19 protein-coding genes are annotated in these 21,954 nt (G+C 38.8%); 15 read left to right on the forward strand and 4 right to left on the reverse strand.

From position 1 onward, the window contains the following. Positions 1 to 671: 671 nt before the first annotated feature. The 3 genes from F959_RS03125 to F959_RS03135 are packed head-to-tail and all read left to right on the forward strand — an operon-like array spanning position 672 to position 2,862. Positions 672 to 1,145 carry a regulatory sequestration protein YfiR gene (locus tag F959_RS03125; RefSeq protein ID WP_004877477.1) on the forward strand — a complete coding sequence of 158 codons (474 nt, stop codon included), beginning with the start codon at positions 672 to 674 and terminating at the stop codon, positions 1,143 to 1,145. Positions 1,146 to 1,150: 5 nt separating this feature from the next. Then, complete coding sequence (locus F959_RS03130) at positions 1,151 to 2,374, forward strand: diguanylate cyclase DgcN/YfiN (RefSeq protein WP_004877479.1); 1,224 nt, start codon at positions 1,151 to 1,153, stop codon at positions 2,372 to 2,374. Between the two features lie 8 nt (positions 2,375 to 2,382). Beyond that, on the forward strand, positions 2,383 to 2,862 hold the full coding sequence (locus tag F959_RS03135; RefSeq protein WP_004877481.1) for an outer membrane lipoprotein YfiB: 480 nt from the start codon (positions 2,383 to 2,385) through the stop codon (positions 2,860 to 2,862). Between the two features lie 44 nt (positions 2,863 to 2,906). On the opposite strand, the gene F959_RS03140 is transcribed toward F959_RS03135, so the two are convergent. After that, positions 2,907 to 3,917: a metallophosphoesterase gene (locus F959_RS03140; protein ID WP_004877482.1), complete on the reverse strand. Its 1,011-nt coding sequence runs from the start codon at positions 3,915 to 3,917 to the stop codon at positions 2,907 to 2,909. 168 nt (positions 3,918 to 4,085) lie between these two features. On the opposite strand from F959_RS03140, the gene F959_RS03145 reads away from it, so the two are divergent. Continuing rightward, positions 4,086 to 5,648, forward strand: a complete 1,563-nt coding sequence (locus F959_RS03145; RefSeq protein WP_017196799.1) for a phospholipase D family protein — start codon at positions 4,086 to 4,088, stop codon at positions 5,646 to 5,648. Here the strand turns inward: F959_RS03145 and F959_RS03150 are convergent. Beyond that, positions 5,641 to 6,462 carry a lysophospholipid acyltransferase family protein gene (locus F959_RS03150; protein WP_004877487.1) on the reverse strand — a complete coding sequence of 274 codons (822 nt, stop codon included), beginning with the start codon at positions 6,460 to 6,462 and terminating at the stop codon, positions 5,641 to 5,643. The genes F959_RS03145 and F959_RS03150 overlap by 8 nt on opposite strands. A gap of 330 nt (positions 6,463 to 6,792) precedes the next feature. Between F959_RS03150 and F959_RS16680 the strand changes: the two genes are divergently transcribed. The 6 genes from F959_RS16680 to F959_RS03175 all read left to right on the forward strand — a co-directional run bounded on the left by F959_RS16680 (position 6,793) and on the right by F959_RS03175 (position 10,695). Further along, complete coding sequence (locus F959_RS16680) at positions 6,793 to 6,933, forward strand: hypothetical protein (RefSeq protein ID WP_004877488.1); 141 nt, start codon at positions 6,793 to 6,795, stop codon at positions 6,931 to 6,933. Positions 6,934 to 7,007: 74 nt separating this feature from the next. Then, complete coding sequence (hflX, locus tag F959_RS03155; protein WP_004877489.1) at positions 7,008 to 8,348, forward strand: ribosome rescue GTPase HflX; 1,341 nt, start codon at positions 7,008 to 7,010, stop codon at positions 8,346 to 8,348. A gap of 91 nt (positions 8,349 to 8,439) precedes the next feature. After that, positions 8,440 to 8,802, forward strand: a complete 363-nt coding sequence (locus F959_RS03160; RefSeq protein ID WP_004877490.1) for a hypothetical protein — start codon at positions 8,440 to 8,442, stop codon at positions 8,800 to 8,802. A 12-nt stretch (positions 8,803 to 8,814) separates the two neighbouring features. Beyond that, on the forward strand, positions 8,815 to 9,483 hold the full coding sequence (locus F959_RS03165; RefSeq protein ID WP_004877491.1) for an LrgB family protein: 669 nt from the start codon (positions 8,815 to 8,817) through the stop codon (positions 9,481 to 9,483). 87 nt (positions 9,484 to 9,570) lie between these two features. Next, on the forward strand, positions 9,571 to 10,014 hold the full coding sequence (locus F959_RS03170) for a DUF2147 domain-containing protein (RefSeq protein WP_023012931.1): 444 nt from the start codon (positions 9,571 to 9,573) through the stop codon (positions 10,012 to 10,014). A gap of 225 nt (positions 10,015 to 10,239) precedes the next feature. Continuing rightward, a complete protein-coding gene (locus F959_RS03175; RefSeq protein ID WP_004877494.1) occupies positions 10,240 to 10,695 on the forward strand; it encodes a DUF2147 domain-containing protein in 456 nt (151 codons plus the stop codon). Positions 10,696 to 10,742: 47 nt separating this feature from the next. Here F959_RS03175 and F959_RS03180 read toward each other — a convergent pair whose 3' ends face one another. Beyond that, on the reverse strand, positions 10,743 to 12,926 hold the full coding sequence (locus F959_RS03180; RefSeq protein WP_004877495.1) for a carboxy terminal-processing peptidase: 2,184 nt from the start codon (positions 12,924 to 12,926) through the stop codon (positions 10,743 to 10,745). Between the two features lie 236 nt (positions 12,927 to 13,162). Between F959_RS03180 and nagZ the strand changes: the two genes are divergently transcribed. Beyond that, the gene (nagZ, locus tag F959_RS03185) at positions 13,163 to 14,182 is read left to right on the forward strand and encodes a beta-N-acetylhexosaminidase (protein WP_004877497.1); all 1,020 of its coding nucleotides are present in this window, start codon (positions 13,163 to 13,165) and stop codon (positions 14,180 to 14,182) included. Between the two features lie 288 nt (positions 14,183 to 14,470). Then, entirely contained in the window at positions 14,471 to 15,316 is an 846-nt protein-coding gene (locus tag F959_RS03190) for a class I SAM-dependent methyltransferase (RefSeq protein ID WP_004877499.1), read from the forward strand. Positions 15,317 to 15,360: 44 nt separating this feature from the next. Here the strand turns inward: F959_RS03190 and F959_RS03195 are convergent, their stop codons facing one another. Then, a complete protein-coding gene (locus tag F959_RS03195) occupies positions 15,361 to 16,674 on the reverse strand; it encodes an alpha/beta fold hydrolase (RefSeq protein ID WP_004877501.1) in 1,314 nt (437 codons plus the stop codon). Positions 16,675 to 17,028: 354 nt separating this feature from the next. Here F959_RS03195 and F959_RS03200 point away from each other — a divergent pair, with 354 nt between their 5' ends. The 3 genes from F959_RS03200 (at position 17,029) to pta (ending at position 21,944) form a co-directional block, all read left to right on the forward strand. Further along, entirely contained in the window at positions 17,029 to 18,294 is a 1,266-nt protein-coding gene (locus F959_RS03200; RefSeq protein WP_004877502.1) for a glutamate-5-semialdehyde dehydrogenase, read from the forward strand. Between the two features lie 299 nt (positions 18,295 to 18,593). Further along, complete coding sequence (locus tag F959_RS03205) at positions 18,594 to 19,775, forward strand: acetate/propionate family kinase (RefSeq protein WP_004877504.1); 1,182 nt, start codon at positions 18,594 to 18,596, stop codon at positions 19,773 to 19,775. A gap of 33 nt (positions 19,776 to 19,808) precedes the next feature. Beyond that, entirely contained in the window at positions 19,809 to 21,944 is a 2,136-nt protein-coding gene (pta, locus tag F959_RS03210) for a phosphate acetyltransferase (protein WP_004877506.1), read from the forward strand. Positions 21,945 to 21,954: the final 10 nt, after the last annotated feature.

A 21,954-nucleotide genomic window follows, 5' to 3' on the forward strand; every position in this document is an offset into this window, starting at 1 on the left:
CCCGTCCGCCGCTAGGTCCAGTAGCAAGCTACCTTTCCCCGCTCGACTTGCATGTGTTAAGCCTGCCGCCAGCGTTCAATCTGAGCCATGATCAAACTCTTCAGTTAAAATCATTTTGCACCTTAGTTAAGACAAGGTGCTAATTCTGGCTCATCAATTACTGACAAAAAATTTGCTCAAATAAACTTCGAGAAATTTCTACCAATTATCAATGATAATATATATCGATTGATCAACTAGTAAAAATCCACACAAGTTGTTCTTCTATTCTCTTAATGATCTTCTCAATGGTTCATCACCATCAAGCTAGGTCGGCTATATTACTCTAAATTTCTTCAAAGTCAACAGGTAATTTAGATATTTTATAAACTTATCAACCAACCCAAGAATCTAACCAATCTAGCCAAATCCTTGTTTATCAACAAGTTTTTATCTGCATCACCGCCGATGGATGTGCATTCTACAGCATTCCCAAACCAATTCAACCCCCTTTTTTATTTTTTATTACCGAATGCATGTTTTTTGAACTGAATAGTTACTTTTATTGGCTTTTCTGAGTGATTAAGAACTTTTTTTAAACAATTAAGTCCAGTAGAATATGTCTCTTGCTTCACACTTTTTGGTTTTTTTGATTGAAAATACGGTTTGTTCATAAAACGGCGCAGCTTTTGATGCTTGTAGTTGTCATAACTACGAGTGGGCTTTGTTACGCCATTTCAAACCATAGCTTTTATGAGTTGGCATTAACAATATTAAGTTATAGTAAATGGCCTAATACAACACGACCAACTATTTGTGTTATTGATAATCCAGAAGCGACTAATCAATTTCAAGCAAGTGTGAAAGAACTATCTTATGATTATCAAGTGCAGGCAGTGAGCGCCAAAGAGTTTTCTAAGACTCAATGTCATGTTGCTTATTTCTCCACAACATCGCCTCAGCAACAACAAAATTTAATTCAGTCTTACCCTTCTCGATTTTTATTATCATTAAGTACTAATAACTCTACTTGTGAAATCGGAAGTATTTTTTGTCTTTACAATAAAAAGACCTTTTCTACTTTTAAAGTAAATTTAGATGCTTTGAGTTACTCCAAGGTTCATATCGACCCTCGCGTCTTAATTTTGGCGAAGAACACGGAGTAGTTAAAGTGATTTCAAATTTATATCAATCTACTTCATTACATGCATTATTCCGTAAATCTCAATTTACGATTTTCGCAATTACCTTTGTAATTTGTTCATGTACTTTTGCCACGATTTCTATGTTTACGATGGAAACTTATGCAAAACAGAACCTTAAATTACTGAGTCAAACTGTGCTTGAGCGTATTCAACCAGCAGTCGTCTTTAAAGATAAAGGCGCGATTGATCAAATTTTGGATGACTACACAAGAGAACATGCAATTCGAAGTATTCACGTCTACGATCCGCAACAACAATTATTGGCAGAAAGTACAAAGAAGATTGCAAACACTTCTTTTTTACAGGATTTACTCGACAAATGGTTTTTGCATGATCCTGTTAAACTTATGATTGTTCACCATAAGAAAAAAGTTGGAGAACTTGTTCTATATGGTAGTTCTGAAAATATTTTACATTTTCTTAAGACCATTATTATTGGTTTAGCTATTTCCATGTTCTTTATTGTGATTGCATTATTATGGTCGGTAAATTTAACTTATCGCCAGATTATGCAAGCAATTAAGCCACTCACGCATATTGCCCAATTAGTCAGCGATCAAAAAGCTTATAATTTACGCTTCCCAAATAATCATATTAAAGAGTTCCAAAATTTAAATACTGTATTTAATGAATTATTAGAAGAAATTCAAATCTGGAATAACAACTTACAAAAAGAAAATCGCCAGCTTTCTTTTCAAGCACACCATGATCAGCTAACAAGCCTGCCAAATCGGCATTATTTTTATGAAGAATTACTCAATATTTTCGAAAACCCTCTATTTCGTCACAATTCTGCGTTAATATTCATCGACAATAATAAGTTTAAGCTTATTAATGACCAGTTTGGACATTTAGCTGGAGATGCTGTGTTACGTGAAATGGCTCAGCGTTTAAAGTTATCTGTTCGACAAGAAGATTTTATTGCTCGATTGGGTGGAGATGAGTTTGCGATTATTTTGCATGCAATTCACCATGCTGACCATTTGAAAGCTATTGCTGAGGGGCTACTTGCAAGCAGCGTAGAACCTTTAAATTTTAACGGTGAAATTATTCATTTTGGTTTTAGTCTGGGTATTGCGTTCTCCCAATTTGCAGAAAATCCAGAAGATTTGGTAATGCAAGCCGATCAAGCAATGTATAAAGCAAAGAATTTAAATCCACATTGGTTTTTATATAAACCAGAAATTTAGGACATGTTATGCGCACTCATACCATTAAAATTTCATTTATTGCGTTACTCTGCCTAACATTGGCTGGATGTTTGAGTTTTGGTCCACTTAAGTACCGTCAAGTTAAAATGTTAAAAAAAGAAGGCTTTGTTTTAACGGATGAGGGCTGGAGCCTTGGTTTACCAGAGCGCCTATTATTCGACTTTAATAAATCAGATATTAAGCCAGAGCATGGTAAAGAAATTACTCGCCTAGCAAAACAGCTAGAAAAATATGATTTAGAGAAATTAAAAATCGTCGGGCATACTGACGATATTGGTAATCCTGAATACAATCAGAAACTATCTGAAGAACGTGCTCAGAGTGTTGCTTCTATTTTTGTTAATGAAGGGTTTAAACCAAATAATCTAACTGTAATTGGGCGTGGTTCTAAACAACCATTTGTTCCAAACACAAGTGACGAGAATCGTGCAAATAACCGTCGCGTTGCTGTGATTATCATTCCATAAAATGATTAATAAATAAAAAGGCCAACAATAAAGTTGGCCTTTTTTTATTTTAGCTCAATAATATCAATCGTTGGAGGCACTCTAAATCGAAAAGGAACGCCAACCATGCCTGTACCCACCGTGACAAATACATCTGCATGTTCATGGATATAAAATCCTTTTTTATGCCCTAATATCGAAACTTTCTTCATGATGTAATTGGTAATCCACGGTAATTCAATTTGTCCGCCATGTGTATGTCCTGACAGCATTAACGGACGCATGGGTAACTCTGGAACCATGTCTACAGTATCTGGATTATGTGACAAAATCAGCCACGGTTTATCTTGTGGCAGCTCTGGTAAGAAACGCATATTCGCCTTACCTGCCCATAAGTCACCAATACCCACTAAACGAAACTCATCAAAATCAACAATCTTGCCTTCGATATCAATCACATTATTTTGGCTTAATGCTTCATTTAATAACGCTTGAATCGGTGGTCCAGGATATTGCTCATCATGGTTTCCTGGTACTGAATAAACAGGAGCTTCAATCTGTTTCAATACTGCAAGCTCATGCACTAACCGATTCTCAGGTTCGTATGTCCAATCGCCCGCCACAACCACAAGATCAGGTTTCTCCTGATTCAGCTTTCTAACAATCGTTTTTAACTGTCGCTCATGTCCTGAAAACAATCCAACATGCATATCAGCCACAACCGCCACTTTCACAGGCTTGCTAAATTCACGATGCGGATTCAAACGATATTGATGATATTTGACATGAACTGTATGCGGCTCAATAAAGCGGGCATAAATTAAAAGACTACTTAATAGAAATACAAACGTAGTTTGATGTATGCTGTAGTAACCAATCCACCCTGCATACAAACTAAAAAACCAGAGTGGAATAAGTAAATAAGAGAGATAAAAAGCCAATAAGTGCACAAAAGCTTTAAAAGGATGAATTGTCTCTGTACGTGACTGATGCACCCAAGCCTGTATAAATGCCCAGAGTGCTAGAACTGCGAAAATCGAATAGAAAATCAAAACTGTTGTATCTGAATCAAGCATTACAGATCTCATTAACCTCATCTAGGGACAGATATCGCATCTCATATTTATATTTTTAGATGAAATGTTATACTCAAGCCCAACTTTTAATCAGTAACAATTATGACGCAATTTTCTCGCATAAATAGCAAACATACAGAAATAAGTACAACTACTTACAATAAAAGTATGCTTGCGATTTATTGCAGTATTGCGATCACGGTGACGGGCTGTAGTACGCTACCAAAGCACACAATTGAACCAACATCACAGCCCACCTTACAGATCAACACTGCTGATACAACTTTAGCGCAAGTAATTCAACCTTTACAGCAACAACATCCAAACCTGACAGGCTATCATGTTTTATATGAGCCCTTGGAGGCTTTGGCTGCTCGTTTGCGTTTAATTGATAAAGCAGAGAAAACTTTAGATCTTCAATACTATATTTGGGATAACGATAAAGTTGGAGCACTTGCATTACATGCATTGATTGGTGCGGCTGATCGTGGTGTGAAAGTACGACTTTTAATTGATGACAATAATGCAAAACATACCGAAGGTATTTTCTTAGCTTTAGCTCAACACCCTAACATTGAAGTCAAATTATTCAACCCTTATCGCTTTCGCAAATACCGCGCAATCGATATGGTTTTAGATTTAAAACGTATTAATCGACGTATGCATAATAAAAGTTTTATTGCAGATCATCAGGTTGCACTGATCGGTGGTCGTAATATGACGAATCAATACTATAACGTTAGTGATAATTATCAATTTTCAGATGTTGATGTCATGCTGTTTGGAACGGCGGTAAATGACATTTCCAAGTCTTTTGATGATTATTGGAATCATGAATATGCCTATGATGTTCGTGAAATCGTTAATCCAAAATCTCATCGTCTCAGCTATGAAAGTTTAAAACAACAGCTTGATGATCACTATAAAAAAGTCACTGTACAAAACTATTTAGATTTAACAGATCGTTCACAATCAATCGATGCATTGATCAATCGAGACATTTCATTAGATTGGGTTAAAGCGGAAGTTGTTAAAGACTCACCCGATAAAATCAAGTCTAAAGCGAAAAAGCAAGAACATCTTAATTTCCAACTGATCAATCATTTAGAACAGCCTGAGAAAAATATTGATCTTATTTCAGCTTATTTTGTTCCCGAAAAAAAAGGGGCAAAAATCTTAGGCGATCTAGCCCAAGATGGTGTGAAGGTTAGAGTTTTAACCAACTCTTTTAAAGCCAATGACGTTGCTGTGGTACATGCTTTCTATGGTAAATATCGAAAGGAGCTTTTAGAGCAAGGCGTTCAACTTTATGAATTCTTACCTGCCTTAGATAAAGATGACCTCGACAAACATACTGAAGATTTAGCCAAAAAAGCCAAAGTTAATATTAAAGGTCTTAGCCGATCAAGTTTACATGCAAAGCTAATGGCGCTGGATGAAAAGCAAGTTTTTATCGGGTCATTTAATTTTGATCCACGTTCAGCTTATTTAAATACTGAAATTGGTGTTTTACTTGATAGCCCACCTTTGGCTCAAGCTGTGCACGCAACTATGGATCAAAATCTTAGTAAATACGCCTATAAACTTGTTCTAAATGCGAATAAGAAAATCACATGGCAACGCCAAACACCTCAAGGTCCTGTTGTTTACACAAAAGAACCTCGGATGAAATGGTGGCAAAAAGCTGGGGTTAAAGTTTTGTCTTGGCTACCTATCGAAGGTTTTATGTAGCATCAGGTGGGGTGTTTAAAACCTTTTGTTGTAACTCTAAAAGTCCCGCACGCATTTGGCGATCAACTTCTTTGGTTAAGGTATCAACTGTATGTCCTTCTACAGGAATAGCAGGTAATGTCATTAAATGTGCAGTGACTTTCGGCATTTCTAAAACGCGTTGCACATGCTCAGCAAAAGACATTTCACCGATAAAAGGTGCAACCATATCAAGTTCGCCATGTTGATTGACATAGCAAATCACACAAATCTGAACAGGTCTCTGCGCTTCAATCGCAGCACCTAATAATCGACCATGTACTTTTTTAACCTTATGACCATCTGTGGTCGTTGCTTCAGGGAAAAATAGTACTGGAATATCTTGTTTTAAAAACTCAGTAATTTGTTCACGAATCCGAATTGAATCCCCTGAACCTCGCTTAATGAAAAGCGTACCTCCACCTTTCGCTAGATTTCCTAGAATTGGCCATTTTTCTACTTCTGCTTTGGCCAAAAAGAAAATACGAGCACCAGAACCAAGTACAGCAACATCAAGCCATGAAATATGATTGCTCACCCAAAGTGCAGGTTCACGCGGAATCGTACCATGCACTTGTACTTCGATATTGAAGACTTCACATAGACGACGACAGAAATACTGCACATAGCGTGTATTTACTGGATTATTTGGATCTTTATATAAACCATGACGATAAATAAGATAAAAGCCTTCACCAATGGTCTCTAAACCAGAAGCTAATTTTCGACTATATAAACTAAATTTTGAAAATAAATTTAATGGTGCGCTATCTACTGCAGTTGTTTCTTGAGTCATAAAATCATTAAAACCATTGGGTTTTCACCCGTCATAGACACTTGTGGCATGAATGTCAAAAGGCACAAGCATCTTTGGATGATACAAGATGCAGACTATATAATTCCGCTACTTTTAATTAATCAATTCTCACGTTATACACAGATAAATTACCAAAAAATCTCGGTATATACGCTTTGAGTTAAGCAAGTTATATCATGCCAATATCCACTTATAATAGTTATCTTGATAATAAAAAACGAACGTGAGCATGATTTTTTTCAATTTCAAATCAACAATTAGATCAAATAATATAAATCAATCGAAATAATAGATCAAAAGAGTCCTACTATGCACACCAACAGCACCGCCACTGAAGTCGAAAATACCATCTCTTATGGTTATGCTTTAAAAATGTTTTTAGGCTGGGCTATTTTATATATGGGGACGCTAATCGGATTCATTGAGCTAATTCGTCGTAATGTCATATAAATCGAGTAAGTCTTTGCCCTTTCGTTAAAGTTTATTCTAAAATAGGACTTTAATACCTAGGATATGACAGCAGCGTGGAATATTTTGAGCAGCATCAAGGTGGCGAACGGGCAATTTTAGTCAGTGTTTCTGTTCAACTCCTCGATGATCTTGATGCTGAAGAGTTTCGATTGCTCGCTCAATCTGCTGGCGCTGAAATCCTGCAACATATTTCTGTACAAAGAAATAAACCTGATCCTAAGTTTTTTATTGGCTCAGGGAAAGTCGATGAAATTGCAGAACTAGTACAGGAACTTGAAGCTGAGTTGGTTATTTTTGATCACTCCTTGAGTCCCGCCCAAGAACGTAATTTAGAAAGAATACTGAAGTGTCGTGTCATCGATCGTACAGGATTGATTCTTGATATTTTCGCCTTACGCGCGCGTACACACGAAGGTAAATTACAAGTCGAACTTGCCCAACTTAAACACTTGTCAACGCGTTTAATCCGAGGCTTTACTGGGAACTTAGAACAACAAAAAGGTGGGATTGGGCTGCGTGGCCCAGGTGAATCACAACTAGAAACTGACCGTCGACTGATTCGTGTTCGTATCACACAACTCAAAGAAAAATTAATCAAGGTTCAACAAACACGCTTACAAGGTCGAGCTGCTCGTCAGAAAGCAGCCATTCCAACTATTTCTCTCGTTGGATACACCAATGCTGGGAAATCTACACTTTTTAATATTCTAGCGAAAAGTGATGTATATGCGGCAGATCAACTCTTTGCAACCTTAGATCCAACCTTACGTCGTTTAGATTGGGATGGGATTGGTACAGTTGTATTAGCAGATACCGTAGGTTTCGTCCGCAACCTACAACATGATTTGGTTGAATCTTTCAAAGCAACACTAGAAGAAACTTTGGAAGCTACCTTACTGTTGCATGTTGTGGATAGTAGTAGCCCGAATATGCTTGAACAAATAGAAGCTGTTGAGTCTGTGCTCAAAGAGATTGGGGCAGATGCACCCATTTTGCATGTTTATAATAAAATTGACCAAAGTGGAGATAGTGCAAAAATCATTTATAAATCTCCTGATTTTCCAGATCGAGTTTATGTATCCGCACATTCTGGCGAAGGTTTAGCCTTATTAAGTCAGGCTGTACAACAGTGCTTATTAGGACAATTACAACACTTTAATTTAGTCTTGAAACCTGCATACGGTAAACTACGCACGCAACTCTATACACTGAATGTAATTCAATCTGAGCATTACGATGAGCAAGGTGATTTGCATTTATCAGTTTGTATAGCACCACAAAAACTGGAACAAATCATCAGACAAGCCCACTTACCACTAGATGAAATTCTTGGAGAGAAAGCCGCTTTATTCAAACGACCATTAGAAGAGTTTGAATACGTGAAAGATCAATAAATTTTTTCTTCCCGTGGTAGCATCTTAAGAAAAGAATGACATCATCATAATGGTAATCGTCCATTGTTCAGATAAATGAGTAAGAGACAACATGAAAGATATTGATTGGACAGCTTGGTTTTATACGATTTTATTGATTGTCGTATTTCGTGAAGGTGCCGTCGCAATCACTAAAGTATTTAATCATCCAGAACTCGGCAATCTCGTCGGTTTGATGAGTTTGCTTGCAACGTTATTAATCTGGAGACGATTTAGAAAGATTTCGAATCGTTTGATTGATACTAATAATAAAATCATGAAAGAAAGCGCATTTGCATTTTTACCCATCTGCGCAGGTTCTTTGATTATGTTGGTTCACTTAGGCAAAGAGATCCCTGTTTTCTTATTTGTACTTACGTTAAGTACCTTACTCCCTCTTTGGATTTACGCCAAAATGGCAAAGCGTTGGTTATAGGAGTCGCTAAATATGTTTATGATTATTTATGGCTTTATGATCACCTTGGTCAGCTATCTGATATCGAAACCACTCAATAAAAAATTCCCGCAAATTCCGTTGATCGTATTTGCAATGTTTATCGTTATTGCTTTATTGGCCATTTTAGGCGTTCCTTATGAGCATTACATGAAGAACGTAAATGATATCTTTAATCATTTATTAGGCTATGTCACGGTTGCCTTAGCTATTCCTTTAGCTGCAATGCGCTATGATGATTTACCGATTAAATCAATGATCGGTATTTTATGCTTTGCGAGTATCAGTGCGGTCGCATTGCCAATGGGTTTGGCATATTTATTACATATGTCTGAACCTACAATCATGGCATTTGCTACACGTGCAGTTACGACTCCTATCGCACTGAACATCGCTACCCTATTACATGCGCCATTGATGATGGTGACATTGATTGTCATTTTATCTGGTGTAATTGGTGCTGCCTTCTCTCCTTGGATTTTGAAACACATCCATGATGAACGTGCATCTGGTCTTGCTTTAGGTTTAGCAGCTCATGCCATCGGAACAGCGCAAGCATGGCAACGTGGCCCTGTGACTGGTCGTTACGCAGCGTTTGGTATGGCAGTAAATGGTGTATTTACAGCGATCTGGTTACCGACATTTATACTGTCTTTATCTTAAAATTTGCCACAAATATCACATTAAGATTGAACTAATTGTCAAAAATCCGACATAATGGGATTTCAAACGTTAAAAGGATTTTTAATGATGGGCAAACAACTTATAGGTGCATTACTCTTATCTGCAATCAGTAGCTTTTCTTTCGCAGAAGACATCACGGGGACTTGGCAAAGTATTGATGACAAAACTGGGGCACCTAAAGCGTTAATCGAAATTCGTAAAGAGACGAATGGTAGTTATGCAGGTAAAATCGTAAAGATCACCCCTCGTGCAGGCTATACTCCAAAGGAAATATGTGTAGACTGTCCAGCACCTTATACCAATAAACCAATCTTAGGCTTAGATGTTGTTACAGGTCTGAAGCACAGTGAAGGACTTAATTATAGTAATGGTCGTATTCTTGATCCGAATACAGGCAAAGTTTACAGCATGAAAGCAAAATTAAGTTCAAATGGCAAACGATTGCATCTACGTGGTTATCTTGGTGTATCGGCTTTAGGACGCAATCAAATCTGGATTCGTACTGAATAAAACTCAGATAGATAAAGCATCTACCATCTTCTCTTCGATCACGGTTTATACAAAAAGCTTTCTCATTGTCTAACAATCTTTGAGAAAGCTTTTCTACTTTTTAGCCTGAAAATTATTGAAATTTCAACAATTAATAAAAATGCACAATTGTAAAATAAAGATTGAATCTATTATTAGAAATCCGAAATAATAGAGGGACAAGAATATAGGCTGAGCGGCTTAAATATGTATACAAAACTCATTACACTATTTTTATTCATGGGGCTAAGCCATCTAACATTTGCACAAGATATTACAGGAACTTGGCAAAGTGTAGATGACCTTACGGGTGCACCTAAAGGGCAAGTTGAAATTACTCAAAATGCAGATGGCACCTATACGGGCAAGGTTACAAAAATCACGCCTCGCACAGGATATACGCCAAAAGAATTCTGTACGGGTTGTCCTGCACCCTATACCAATAAACCAATCTTAGGTTTAAACGTTATTACCAAACTCAAGCACAAAAAAGATTTAACATATACTGGTGGCAAAATCTTAGATCCTAACAGTGGTCGCATGTATAGCCTCACAACAAAACTGAGCTCGAATGGACAGCGTTTACATTTACGTGGCTATGTCGGCGTTTCTGTATTAGGACGCAGCCAAATATGGATTCGAGTCAACAATAAAACTGAATAATCAATAAAAAAGCCCTGAATATTCAGGGCTTTTTTATCACTTAATTTTTAGCGACCTTGCAACTTTGAATAATCTAGAAGCACATTTGCAGCTTCATTAATGAAAGTTTCTTCCTCTGGTAGTGGTGGACGAAGGTGTGCTTTCATTTTGGCACGAGATTCAACCAATGCATCAATAGATGCTTGATAGCTTTCCCAGTTCGCATACGGTGCTTGCCCTGTTTCTTTGCGACGCTGGTTTTCAGCTGCTAAAGTCTGTTTTTCCAAGTCAATCAATTCAGCTCTGCGTTGATCAATATCTAGTACAACTTTTTTCTGCTCAGAAGTTTTCTGAGAAATAGCTTTACGTTGTTCTAAATATTTAAACTGTGGATCAAGCGCTACACGCTGCTGAGAAAGCTCAGATAATTTAGTAACATAAGGCTGTATTGAACCTTCACGCTTGAATGGTGCAGTTGGAATCGTATCCCATTTCAATGCATTCTTCGCCTTACGCTCACCAAACTCCTCATTGTAAATATCTACCAATTTGATGTCTGGAACGACCCCTTTATTCTGCGTACTGCCACCTGTTACACGGTAGAATTTACGTTGTGTCAATGTCGCTTGACCATGAGCTAAAGAATCTAATTGGACTTGTGCCGTTCCTTTACCCGTAGTTGTGCTACCAATGATAATACCGCGCTCATAATCCTGAATCGCTGCAGAATAAATTTCACTCGCTGAAGCTGAAGCTAAATTCACAAGTACCGCCATTGGCCCTGCATAAATTTGCTCACCGCCATCAGTATCTTCAAAGACATTGACATTACCATTACCATCACGGATTTGGACAACAGGACCTGACTTGATCACCTGACCAAGCATACGGGCAACTTCTTCTAATGAACCACCTGGGTCATTACGTAAGTCGACCATAATGCCTTCCACTTTTTGAGTTTTTAATGACTCAAATGCTTTTGCTGTATCTTCAGAGACTGAGCGATATTCAGTACCAGCACGGCGTGAACGGTAGTCAAAATAGAAAGATGGAATTTCAATCACCCCAAACTTATGTTTTTTACCGTCGCGAGTAATTTCAACGGTACGAGAGCGAACACCTGCATCTTCTTCTTGAATGATGTCACGCGTTAAAGTGACATTACGTGCTTGGCTCATCGATGCGCCAGCGCCCAACAAACGAACCACTACTTTCGTACCACGCTTACCACGAATCAAACCAACAATTTCGGAGCTAGGCCAACCAATCACATCCACCATTTTTTCGCCATCTTGAGCAACCCCAATAATGCGATCTCCTGATTTCACTTGACCTGATTTACTTGCTGGCCCGCCTTCTACGATGGTTTCAATCTTAGTGTAATCTTCATTACCACGTTCTGGGCGAATCGAAACACCGATGCCTTCTAACTGTAAAGTTGTTTGACGATTCAACTCCATCGCATCAATCGGCGGATAATAATTACTGTGTGGATCGTAAGTCGCTAACATCGCGTTCAGTGTTTTATCTAACACATCATCACTTTTGACACGACCAATACGCTCTAATTGACGAGTATAACGTTTAGTTAAAGTTTGAACTGGGGTTAAATCTTCTGGGCCCGTCAAATCTTGTCCATTGGCAAGCGAAGGGTTAGCTTTTAAGGCTTTTTGTTTCGCTTGCTCCTCTTCTTTGCTGATCGTGAGATTGATTAATTGTGAAACCAGCATTTTCTGCCAGTGTGTTTTTTGCTCGGCAGAGGTTTTAAAGTATGCCGCTTTTTCACGATCAATATCTAAATACACATCTTTTTGATTCAAGTTCTGTGGCTTTTTTAATTCAGCTAACATGAATTCATAGAACTGTTTCAAACGGTCACGATATTGAGCATGAATTGCATATGGCCCTGTCAGATTCCCTGCTTTTAAAGCGCTACCAAAATTTGAACCATATTTATTCTTATAGTCTTCAACTTCACTGCGTAAAAATAATGAATGATCTGGATCAAGGCTATCGAGATACATATCTAAAATGCGATTTGAAGTTGTCGCATCCAAACGCATATTTAAATAATGCTGACGATCGACCAAGGTTGCTAGCTGGCGCGCGACCAAAGCTTGCTCTTGCGATGGTTTGATTACGCTTGAAACGATTGGCGTTTCAGTTGCTGCAAAAGCCTCATTGATTGTATGAGAAAAAAATAAACCACCAGTCGCAATTGCAACTGCACACGCTATCATTTGAAGTTTCATAAAATTCTGGTACTTCCTTGGATCTGGCAATTATTACATGCTGCTATCATCATATGAACATAATTCATTCGATAGTTTTGCAACATGTAGAACTTATCAATCTTCATAAATAAATGACCAATAAGCACTTATCATCAATATCATCTAGTTTTATCATATTCTGTACTGACAAAATGTAGCAAATCATTGCACAATTTAGCTATCGTTTTTTTCATCAAAATTCAAACGGAATCCATATGATCGGCGCATTGATGCTGGATATTGCTGGCACAGAACTTACTCAAGAAGATATTGAACTATTACAAGCTCCGCAAGTCGGCGGAATGATTTTATTTGCGCGAAATATTGAATCACCACAACAAGTTCGAGCACTTACGGATCATATGCGTCAAGTCCGTCCTGATATTCTGATCGCGGTCGATCAAGAAGGTGGTCGTGTACAACGCTTAAGACAAGGTTTCACCCTACTTCCTGCAATGGGACGACTTGGGGAACATTACTTACATCATCCTGAACAAGCCATTGAACTATCAGAACAATGCGGTTGGTTAATGGCAACAGAAGTTCTCGCGGTTGGTATCGATTTTAGTTTCGCTCCAGTCTTAGATCTCAATGATGTTAGTGATGTAATTGGTGATCGTGGTTTTGCTAAAAATATACAAGACATCATCCCACTGGCAGATGCTTTTATGCGTGGTATGAAAAAAGCAGGCATGGCAACGACAGGCAAACATTTCCCTGGGCATGGTTCAGTGAAAGCGGACTCTCACATTGCTGCTGCGATTGATAGCCGCTCATATCAAGAAATCTACGACAAAGATATGCAAAGTTTCATTCAATTAATGCCTCAACTCGATGCCTTGATGCCAGCTCATGTGATCTATGATCAAGTTGATCCAAACCCAGCTGGCTTCTCTCCATTTTGGTTACAAAATGTCTTACGCCAACAACTTAAATTTGATGGGGTTTTATTCTCTGATGATTTAAGTATGCAAGCAGCTTGTGTTGCTGGTGGCGCTGATGCACGTATTCAAGCTGCCTTAAATGCAGGTTGTGATATGGGCTTGGTGTGTAATGATCGCGCAGCTGCATGTATTGCATTAGACGGAATTCAAGCGTTGGCTTTACCAAATCAGCAACGTTTAGAGCGTATGCGTGGCAAAATTCCAAATATCGACGTGGGAACAACACTCGTGTTAGATGAAAACTGGAATAACGTCAGAAAAGTCATTGAAGAATTTAAGAATTCGTTCTAACTTTACTTAGATTTTCCCATTGTTTTATTAAGATAATGGAATCTTGCCGAGTGCTGATCTGATTGAATAAGTTTGCCTTCGGCTCGACTTACTTTTCAGGGATGAAAAATAAGCAAAAATCCTTTGTTAGGCTGAGGGTACATCCTTGTAACCCCAGCCCAACAGCGGCATCCATGCCGCTCTACGATAGTAAATAACAAACCTAAAATCGGATTTGGTAGCAAAATCTCAACGTTAAAAAGAGATTAATTTTATATATCCAAATTAGGAAAATAGAGTCTAGGACAGATGACACAACAACTTTCAAAACATCGCCATATTTCATTTACTGCACACTACACCGGCTATATTTGGTATCAAATGGGGATTTCACATCCAGCTTTAGCAACTGCCAAAGGCAAAACACTAGCAGCACTTGTACATCCAATTGAAAGTTGGGCTGAAAAATATGTTGGTGGCAGCATGCGCACCACGCTTAAACAACGTCATACGATGCTTGATCATGACTTACAAGAATTAATTCAGCAGTATCCTGATATCCAAGTACTCGAAATTGCATGTGGCTTGTCACCGCGTGGTTGGTGGTTTAGACAACATTATCCAAATATTACCTATCGCGAGCTTGATTTACCTGATATGGCTGCAACCAAACAAGCCGCCCTGCAACAAATTGAAGGTGAAGTTGATGATGTCCTTTCAGTTGATTTATTCACAGAAACATTCGCTTCGGCTTTTGAAGTATTTGATCCAAAACGTCCACTTGTGATTATCAGTGAAGGGCTTATCAATTATTTTGAAAAGCCTTTATTACAACAACTGATTAAATCTATTGTGACTTATGGTCAAGACTTTAAAGAACTACATTATTTAACTGATCTCTATCCAGAACCTACTCAAAATAAACTCGCTACCATTATTTGGAACAGTAGTCGCTTACTTAAATGGATGTCTCGTAGTGCGTTCAGTTTCCACTTTAAAACACCTGCTGAAGTTGAAAGCTTCTTTTATGAAGCAGGTTTTAAACAGGTTGTGATCCAACAACCAAAACAGTTTTTCGAGCAGCAGATTCTAGAAAACAATCAGCAGCATTTAGGTGATCTCGTCTGGACTATAAAAGCGAGCAATAATAAATAGACATTAAAAAAGGTGGGTTATCCCACCTTTTTTATTTATCACGATTATTCAGCAGGTTTTTGACGTGCAATAAAACGAGTCAAACGGTCTGCTACATCAAAACTACCGTGTTTGAACAGAATACGAAGCCCTTGCTCAGTAGCATCAAAGGTTAAGCACTCAATTTTAAACTCACCTTCTTCATCAACCAAATGCAATGCTAAATCACGCGGATGCTGACGAACAAAGTCAAGTTGTTCAAGATTATCAAGTTTTAAAAACACACCAAAGAAAGTGATATCTACAATTTTCACACCAGCTTCAGTGTCTGAATGGCGATGAGATAATTTCGTTTCAGGCTGCAAAACAGGAATACGCTCTTCACCACGACGCTCGATGTTCTTCATTTCTTCACGCGTCATAGGAATAATGCCATCAAGGTTATCGATGGACTCTCCTTTTAAGAACGAGGTGAATAAATTCATGGTTTCTTTACGGCGTTGCAGTTGCGGTACATGATCTGCATTGGCAATTAAAGCAAACTGCATATCTTGACATTGCAAAGCGAAATCAGCATTTTCATGTGGCAAAGTAAAACTATCGTACTGACCAGCCGCGACCAATGTTTTACATTGTGGAACTGGCACATCACTTAAACGCAGTAAACGATTGCAATTAATCTCATAACGCTCTCGCTCTGTCGCAGTAAACTCAGCCATTTGTCTGAAGAACAAACGTTTTGCCGTTGGTGACATCCGCGTTTTGTCTAGCTTCGCATGATTTACGAGATACAAAATTACAGCTTGACCAAACTCCTCCATGCGGTCTTCACGCATTAAATGCAGAGACTCTTCAAGCAGCATACGCCAACTCTTGCGGGTCTTTTGCATAACCCCCATTAACACCATACGATCAATCAGTTCTGGACGTTGGTGAGCAAAAGAAGATGCAACCACTGAGCCTAATGACATCCCCATCACTGAAACTTTTTCAATTCCAACGATATCAAGCCACTGACCTAACATTTTAGATAAATCTGGTAGTTCTAGAATTCCAGCTGACTCACCTGTATCAACATTACGAATTTGTTGATTAGCTCCCATTGAAGGTAAATCAATTAAAATCACGGGTCCACTCTCAAAGAGTTGCTCAACACAATACTTATAAGAGTTAAAATTTTGAAATGCGCCCCCGACAATTACAATTGGCGTGTTGTAGATCGTTTTAGGATCTGCAATTGCCATATATTCAATTTTCCAACCATCTATCCATGTCGTACGTGCTGGTTGTTTAAAACTGTTTTTATTGTATATGTCGAAAAAACCAAAACCCGTGAAGGTATGATTTAAATCCGAGTCCATTTGGATAATGGAATTCATATCCTTCCTCCATCCTTGATTATTTTTTTGCAGCAAGAGTCTCATTTTTAGCGATTTCTACTTGCTAGTTAACAAATTTATAAAATTTGTATTACATTTATCCTATACATTTTCATTCTATACAAATGCACGTTTTATACGCAATCATTTCCTTAACCACTTATCTTGTTTAAAGCAATAATCTTTTGCAAAATATGTAGTCGCAGCGATTTATTTAATATCTCCATCGCATTTAAATCAAAAGGTTTGAGCGATTTAACAATTTATAATTTTTTGAATTGTCGGTTCAAACTATTCATTGTTCCGCATTTGACTGTTACTATCTTTATAAATACATACAATCATCAAAATGCTATGCAAGACTCTATTCAAAATTATATGCAGCAGGTCGGTATCCAAGCGCGTAAAGCGTCTCGTGTTTTGACTAGCGCATCGACTCATTTGAAAAATCATGCATTGTCTGCAATTTATACTGCTTTGGAAAATAATCAAGCACAAATTTTAGCAGCCAATCAAATCGATATGGAAAATGGTCGCCAACGCCAATTAGACAACGCTTTGCTTGACCGTTTAGAGTTGACCCCTGCCCGCTTTAAAGGCATGTTACAAGGTCTTAAAGATGTGATTGCCTTGGTTGATCCAATTGGTGAAATCACGGATCTTGCTTACCGTCCATCAGGTATTCAACTTGGTAAAATGCGTGTGCCTTTAGGTGTCATTGGTATGATTTATGAATCAAGACCAAACGTGACATTAGAAGCAGCGTCACTTGCTTTAAAGTCAGGTAATGCCATCATTTTACGTGGCGGTTCAGAAGCACTTGAATCAAATAAAGCCATCGCAACAGCGATTCAACACGGTTTAGAAGTTGCAGGATTACCTGAGTATGCCGTGCAAGTAATCGATACACCTGATCGTGCTGCTGTTGGTCATTTGATTACCATGACTGAATATGTTGATGTGATCGTACCTCGTGGTGGCAAAAGCTTGATTGAACGCATTACCAATGAAGCGCGTATTCCAGTGATTAAACACTTAGACGGAAATTGCCACGTTTTTGTCGAAGCACAAGCGGATCTTCAAAAAGCATTGCCTATCGCACTAAATGCTAAAACACATCGTTATGGTGTGTGTAATGCGATGGAAACATTGTTAGTCGATGAAGCAATTGCAGATGATTTCTTACCGAGTATTGCTGAACTTTATGCTGAAAAACAAGTTGAGCTTCGCGGTTGTGCGGAAACACAACGTATTTTAGGTGATTCAGTTAAAACGGCGACTGAAGAAGATTGGTATACCGAATATCTAGGCCCGATCTTGGCGATCAAGGTCGTCAGCGGCATGGATGAAGCTATTGAGCATATCAACAAATATGGTTCTCATCACACAGATGCCATCGTAACTGAAAACTTTAGTCTAGCACGCGAGTTCCTCGCACGTGTTGACTCAAGCTCTGTCATGATCAATGCCTCAACCCGCTTCGCTGATGGCTTTGAGTATGGTTTAGGTGCTGAAATTGGAATTTCAACCGATAAAATTCATGCACGCGGACCTGTTGGCTTAGAAGGCTTAACCTCACAAAAATGGATTGTTTTTGGTGATGGTCAAATTCGCCAATAATTTATTTTTGTTGTTTTAAATATTCCACACGATAAAGCTCATCAATTTGATCTTTATCGTGTTTTTACATAATTCCATACAAAAAATACGTGCAAAATAAACACATCACTCAAAAGAAATTATGATTTGCAACCTATAATTAATGAGATTCAATTATAAATCAGTTGTATAGGCTAAAGTCTATTTTCACCAATACAACAACCCATGTTAAAACATTGCGCTTGATTCCACTGCCTTTTGCGTCGCGGCAAGATCAAAGTGTTCGTCATCAAATTTAAAATCTGTTAGGTGTTCAAAACGTGGCTAAATCTGTACTTGTAATTAACTGTGGTTCATCTTCAATCAAATACGCGCTAATTTCTGAGCGTCGTGAAGATCGTATTTATGGCTTGGCAGAAAACTTAGGCTCTGCTGATGCACGAATCAAAGGTGTGACCGTTGGTGGTGAACCCTTAGAGCTTTCGATTCCACATGCAGACCATGCAAAAGCACTTGAAACACTTTTAGCTCGCCTAGCAAATTATAATCCGCAAGCAATTGGTCATCGTGTAGTTCATGGTGGCAACCTCACCAAAGCAGAGCTTTTAACGCCTGAAATCGTGAAACGTATCGAAGCTGCAACACCTTTAGCTCCATTGCATAATCCTGCACATTTAGTGGGTATCGAAGCAACCATGCGTTTGTTCCCTGAATTACCACAAGTTGCTGTATTTGATACTGCATTCCATCAAACTATGCCTGAATATGCATATCGTTATGCATTACCACAAAATTTATATACAGAGCACCACGTTCGTCGCTATGGCTTCCACGGCACAAGCCACGCTTATGTAACAGAGCGTGCAAGTGAGCTTGCAGGAGCAAAAAATCAAGGCGGTTGGTTAAGTGCACATTTAGGTAACGGTAGTTCGACTTGTGCAGTTTGGAATGGTCAAAGTATTGATACATCAATGGGAATGACACCACTTGAAGGTGTGGTTATGGGCACGCGTAGCGGTGATGTAGATCCAAGTTTACATCTGTTCTTGGCAAGTAACTTGGGCTGGGATATTCAAAAAATTGACAATATGCTCAATAAAGAAAGTGGCTTGCTTGGTCTTTCTGGGTTATCAAACGATATGCGTACTTTAGTTGATGCTTCAAATGATGGACATGAAGGAGCAACACTTGCAATCGAAGTATTCTGCTATCGTCTAGCAAAATCACTCTCAGCACTTAGCTGTGGATTACCACGTTTAGATGGTTTGGTATTTACTGGTGGAATTGGTGAAAACTCGGCTTATGTTCGTGAAAAAACTTTAGGTTACTTATCTCACTTTGGCTTACAGTTCAGTAAAGAGAAAAACGATGCGCTCCCTCGCGGTACTGAAGGCCGTATTGATGCAGGCCAAGGCCCTCAGATTTGGGTGGTGCCTACAGACGAAGAAGGTCGTATTGCCAAAGAAACACGTCAAGTGGTTGAGCAAACTGTTTCAGCTTAGTTCAAAAAAATTTAGATAAAAATTAAGGTCATTATGAACACTATTTTATTAATTCCTACAGGCGAAGGTGTTGGTTTAACATCAGCTTGCTTAGGTATGATTTATGCATTGGACTGTAAAGGTATTAATGCGGGGTTTCTAAAACCATTTTCTCAAATTGCAGATACAACGGTTGATCGAACAACAACGCTATATAGCCATTTATTCCAACATCAATCTGTCGAACCAATTACCTATGAAAAACTAACGCAATTAATTTCATTAGGTGAAACAGACGAATTACTTGAAGAAGCTGTTGCCCTTCATCGTAAAATTTCCGCACATCATGATGTGATTATTGTGGAGGGTCTAGTTCCAAATGGACAAGATCATTTTGCAAGCGAAATCAATGCAGCACTGGCTCAAGCACTTGATGCGCAAGTTGTGCTTGTCAGTACCGCAGATTTAGCTGATCCACGCAAAACAGCCGAAAAAGTTGATGCACACCTCCGTCAATTTGGTGGTGCTGCGTCTGCTCGTACTACAGGCGTACTGTTCATGCGAACCAAAGGGCTTCCTGATGGTACTGCTGAAATCCCAGTCACCCTTGACCCAAGTTTACGTTTAGAAAAACAAATCGCTGAGTTTTCAGTTGAGTTACAACGTTACAATCGCTTCATGGGCACCAATGAGCTTCCAATTATTGGACTCGTTCCATTTAGCAATATTTTAAGCGTCCCAAGAAGCTTGGATATTGCCCCGCTGGTCAATGGGACATGGTTACATGAAGGTGAAGCCAAACAACGTCGTATTTTACATACCAGTTTGGTTGCATCGGATATTGAATCTGAACTGCATAAATTTGTTGCAGGCGAGCTGATTATTAGTGCGTCTCAGCGTACCGATACGCTACTTGCAGCAAGCCTTGCAAGTAGTAACGGTATTCCACTCGCAGGCCTAGTTTTAACGGAACAAGCTGCGCCAGCAGACAATGTCTTAGAATTCTGTCAAAGTGCCATTAAACAAGGTCTACCGATTTTGCATACGTCTTTAGACACCTTAGAAACGGCGCAGCGCTTACATCACTTTGGTAATGAAATTCCAGTTGATGATACTGAGCGTGCAGAACAAGTGACCCGTTTTGTATCTAGCCATATTGATAATCAATGGCTTGATCAGCACACGCAAAATAATTTACATCCACGTTTGTCACCTTCAGCATTCCGTTATGAACTGGTTCAAAAATCAATTTCAGCGAAAAAACGTATTGTTTTACCTGAAGGTGATGAACCTCGTACCGTTCAAGCCGCGGTGATTTGTCAAACGCGTGGTATTGCACAATGTATTTTGCTTGCTAAACCAGAATCTGTAGCCGAAGTTGCAAAAGCGCGTGGTATTCAACTACCCGATGACTTAGAAATCATTGATCCAGACAGTATCCGTGATCAATATATCGAACCAATGGTGGAGTTACGTAAAGGCAAACTCGATGCCTTACAAGCCAAAGCGCAACTTCAAGATACAGTGGTACTTGGTACGATGATGCTTGCGCTTGATCAGGTTGATGGTTTGGTATCAGGTGCGATTCACACAACAGCAAATACTGTTCGCCCAGCATTCCAGCTTATTAAAACTGCGCCGAACTATTCACTCGTCTCGTCTATTTTCTTCATGCTGCTGCCAGATGAAGTTTATGTGTATGGTGACTGTGCAATTAATCCTGATCCAAATGCAGAACAACTTGCTGAAATTGCGATTCAATCTGCAGACTCGGCAAAAGCATTTGGTTTAGACCCACGTATTGCTATGATCAGCTACTCAACAGGCACATCAGGGACAGGTGCAGATGTTGAAAAAGTTGCCGAAGCAACAAAAATTGCACAACAACGTCGACCAGATTTATTGATCGATGGTCCTTTGCAATATGATGCGGCTTCAGTTGAGAGCGTAGGTCGTCAAAAAGCACCAGATTCAAAAGTTGCTGGTCGTGCCAACGTCTTTATCTTCCCTGATCTCAATACAGGCAATACGACCTATAAGGCGGTGCAACGTGCTGCCAATGTCGTGAGTGTCGGTCCAATGCTGCAAGGCCTAAACAAGCCTGTGAATGATTTGTCTCGTGGTGCGTTGGTTGATGATATTGTATTTACCATCGCATTAACTGCGATTCAGGCAAAACAACAAGACTAACATATTGTTC

Source organism: Acinetobacter venetianus RAG-1 = CIP 110063, from assembly GCF_000368585.1.
Classification (GTDB): domain Bacteria; phylum Pseudomonadota; class Gammaproteobacteria; order Pseudomonadales; family Moraxellaceae; genus Acinetobacter; species Acinetobacter venetianus.

Coding starts and splice junctions, on each gene's coding strand:
- F959_RS03160 (WP_004877490.1), top strand. CDS start 8,440: ATGAAAGATATTGATTGGACAGCTTGGTTTTATACGATTTTATTGATT.
- pta (WP_004877506.1), top strand. CDS start 19,809: ATGAACACTATTTTATTAATTCCTACAGGCGAAGGTGTTGGTTTAACA.
- F959_RS03175 (WP_004877494.1), top strand. CDS start 10,240: ATGTATACAAAACTCATTACACTATTTTTATTCATGGGGCTAAGCCAT.
- F959_RS03125 (WP_004877477.1), top strand. CDS start 672: ATGCTTGTAGTTGTCATAACTACGAGTGGGCTTTGTTACGCCATTTCA.
- F959_RS03150 (WP_004877487.1), bottom strand. CDS start 6,462: ATGACTCAAGAAACAACTGCAGTAGATAGCGCACCATTAAATTTATTT.
- F959_RS03145 (WP_017196799.1), top strand. CDS start 4,086: ATGCTTGCGATTTATTGCAGTATTGCGATCACGGTGACGGGCTGTAGT.
- F959_RS03135 (WP_004877481.1), top strand. CDS start 2,383: ATGCGCACTCATACCATTAAAATTTCATTTATTGCGTTACTCTGCCTA.
- F959_RS03170 (WP_023012931.1), top strand. CDS start 9,571: ATGGGCAAACAACTTATAGGTGCATTACTCTTATCTGCAATCAGTAGC.
- F959_RS03200 (WP_004877502.1), top strand. CDS start 17,029: ATGCAAGACTCTATTCAAAATTATATGCAGCAGGTCGGTATCCAAGCG.
- nagZ (WP_004877497.1), top strand. CDS start 13,163: ATGATCGGCGCATTGATGCTGGATATTGCTGGCACAGAACTTACTCAA.
- F959_RS03195 (WP_004877501.1), bottom strand. CDS start 16,674: ATGAATTCCATTATCCAAATGGACTCGGATTTAAATCATACCTTCACG.
- F959_RS03165 (WP_004877491.1), top strand. CDS start 8,815: ATGTTTATGATTATTTATGGCTTTATGATCACCTTGGTCAGCTATCTG.
- F959_RS03140 (WP_004877482.1), bottom strand. CDS start 3,917: ATGCTTGATTCAGATACAACAGTTTTGATTTTCTATTCGATTTTCGCA.
- F959_RS03180 (WP_004877495.1), bottom strand. CDS start 12,926: ATGAAACTTCAAATGATAGCGTGTGCAGTTGCAATTGCGACTGGTGGT.
- F959_RS03190 (WP_004877499.1), top strand. CDS start 14,471: ATGACACAACAACTTTCAAAACATCGCCATATTTCATTTACTGCACAC.
- F959_RS16680 (WP_004877488.1), top strand. CDS start 6,793: ATGCACACCAACAGCACCGCCACTGAAGTCGAAAATACCATCTCTTAT.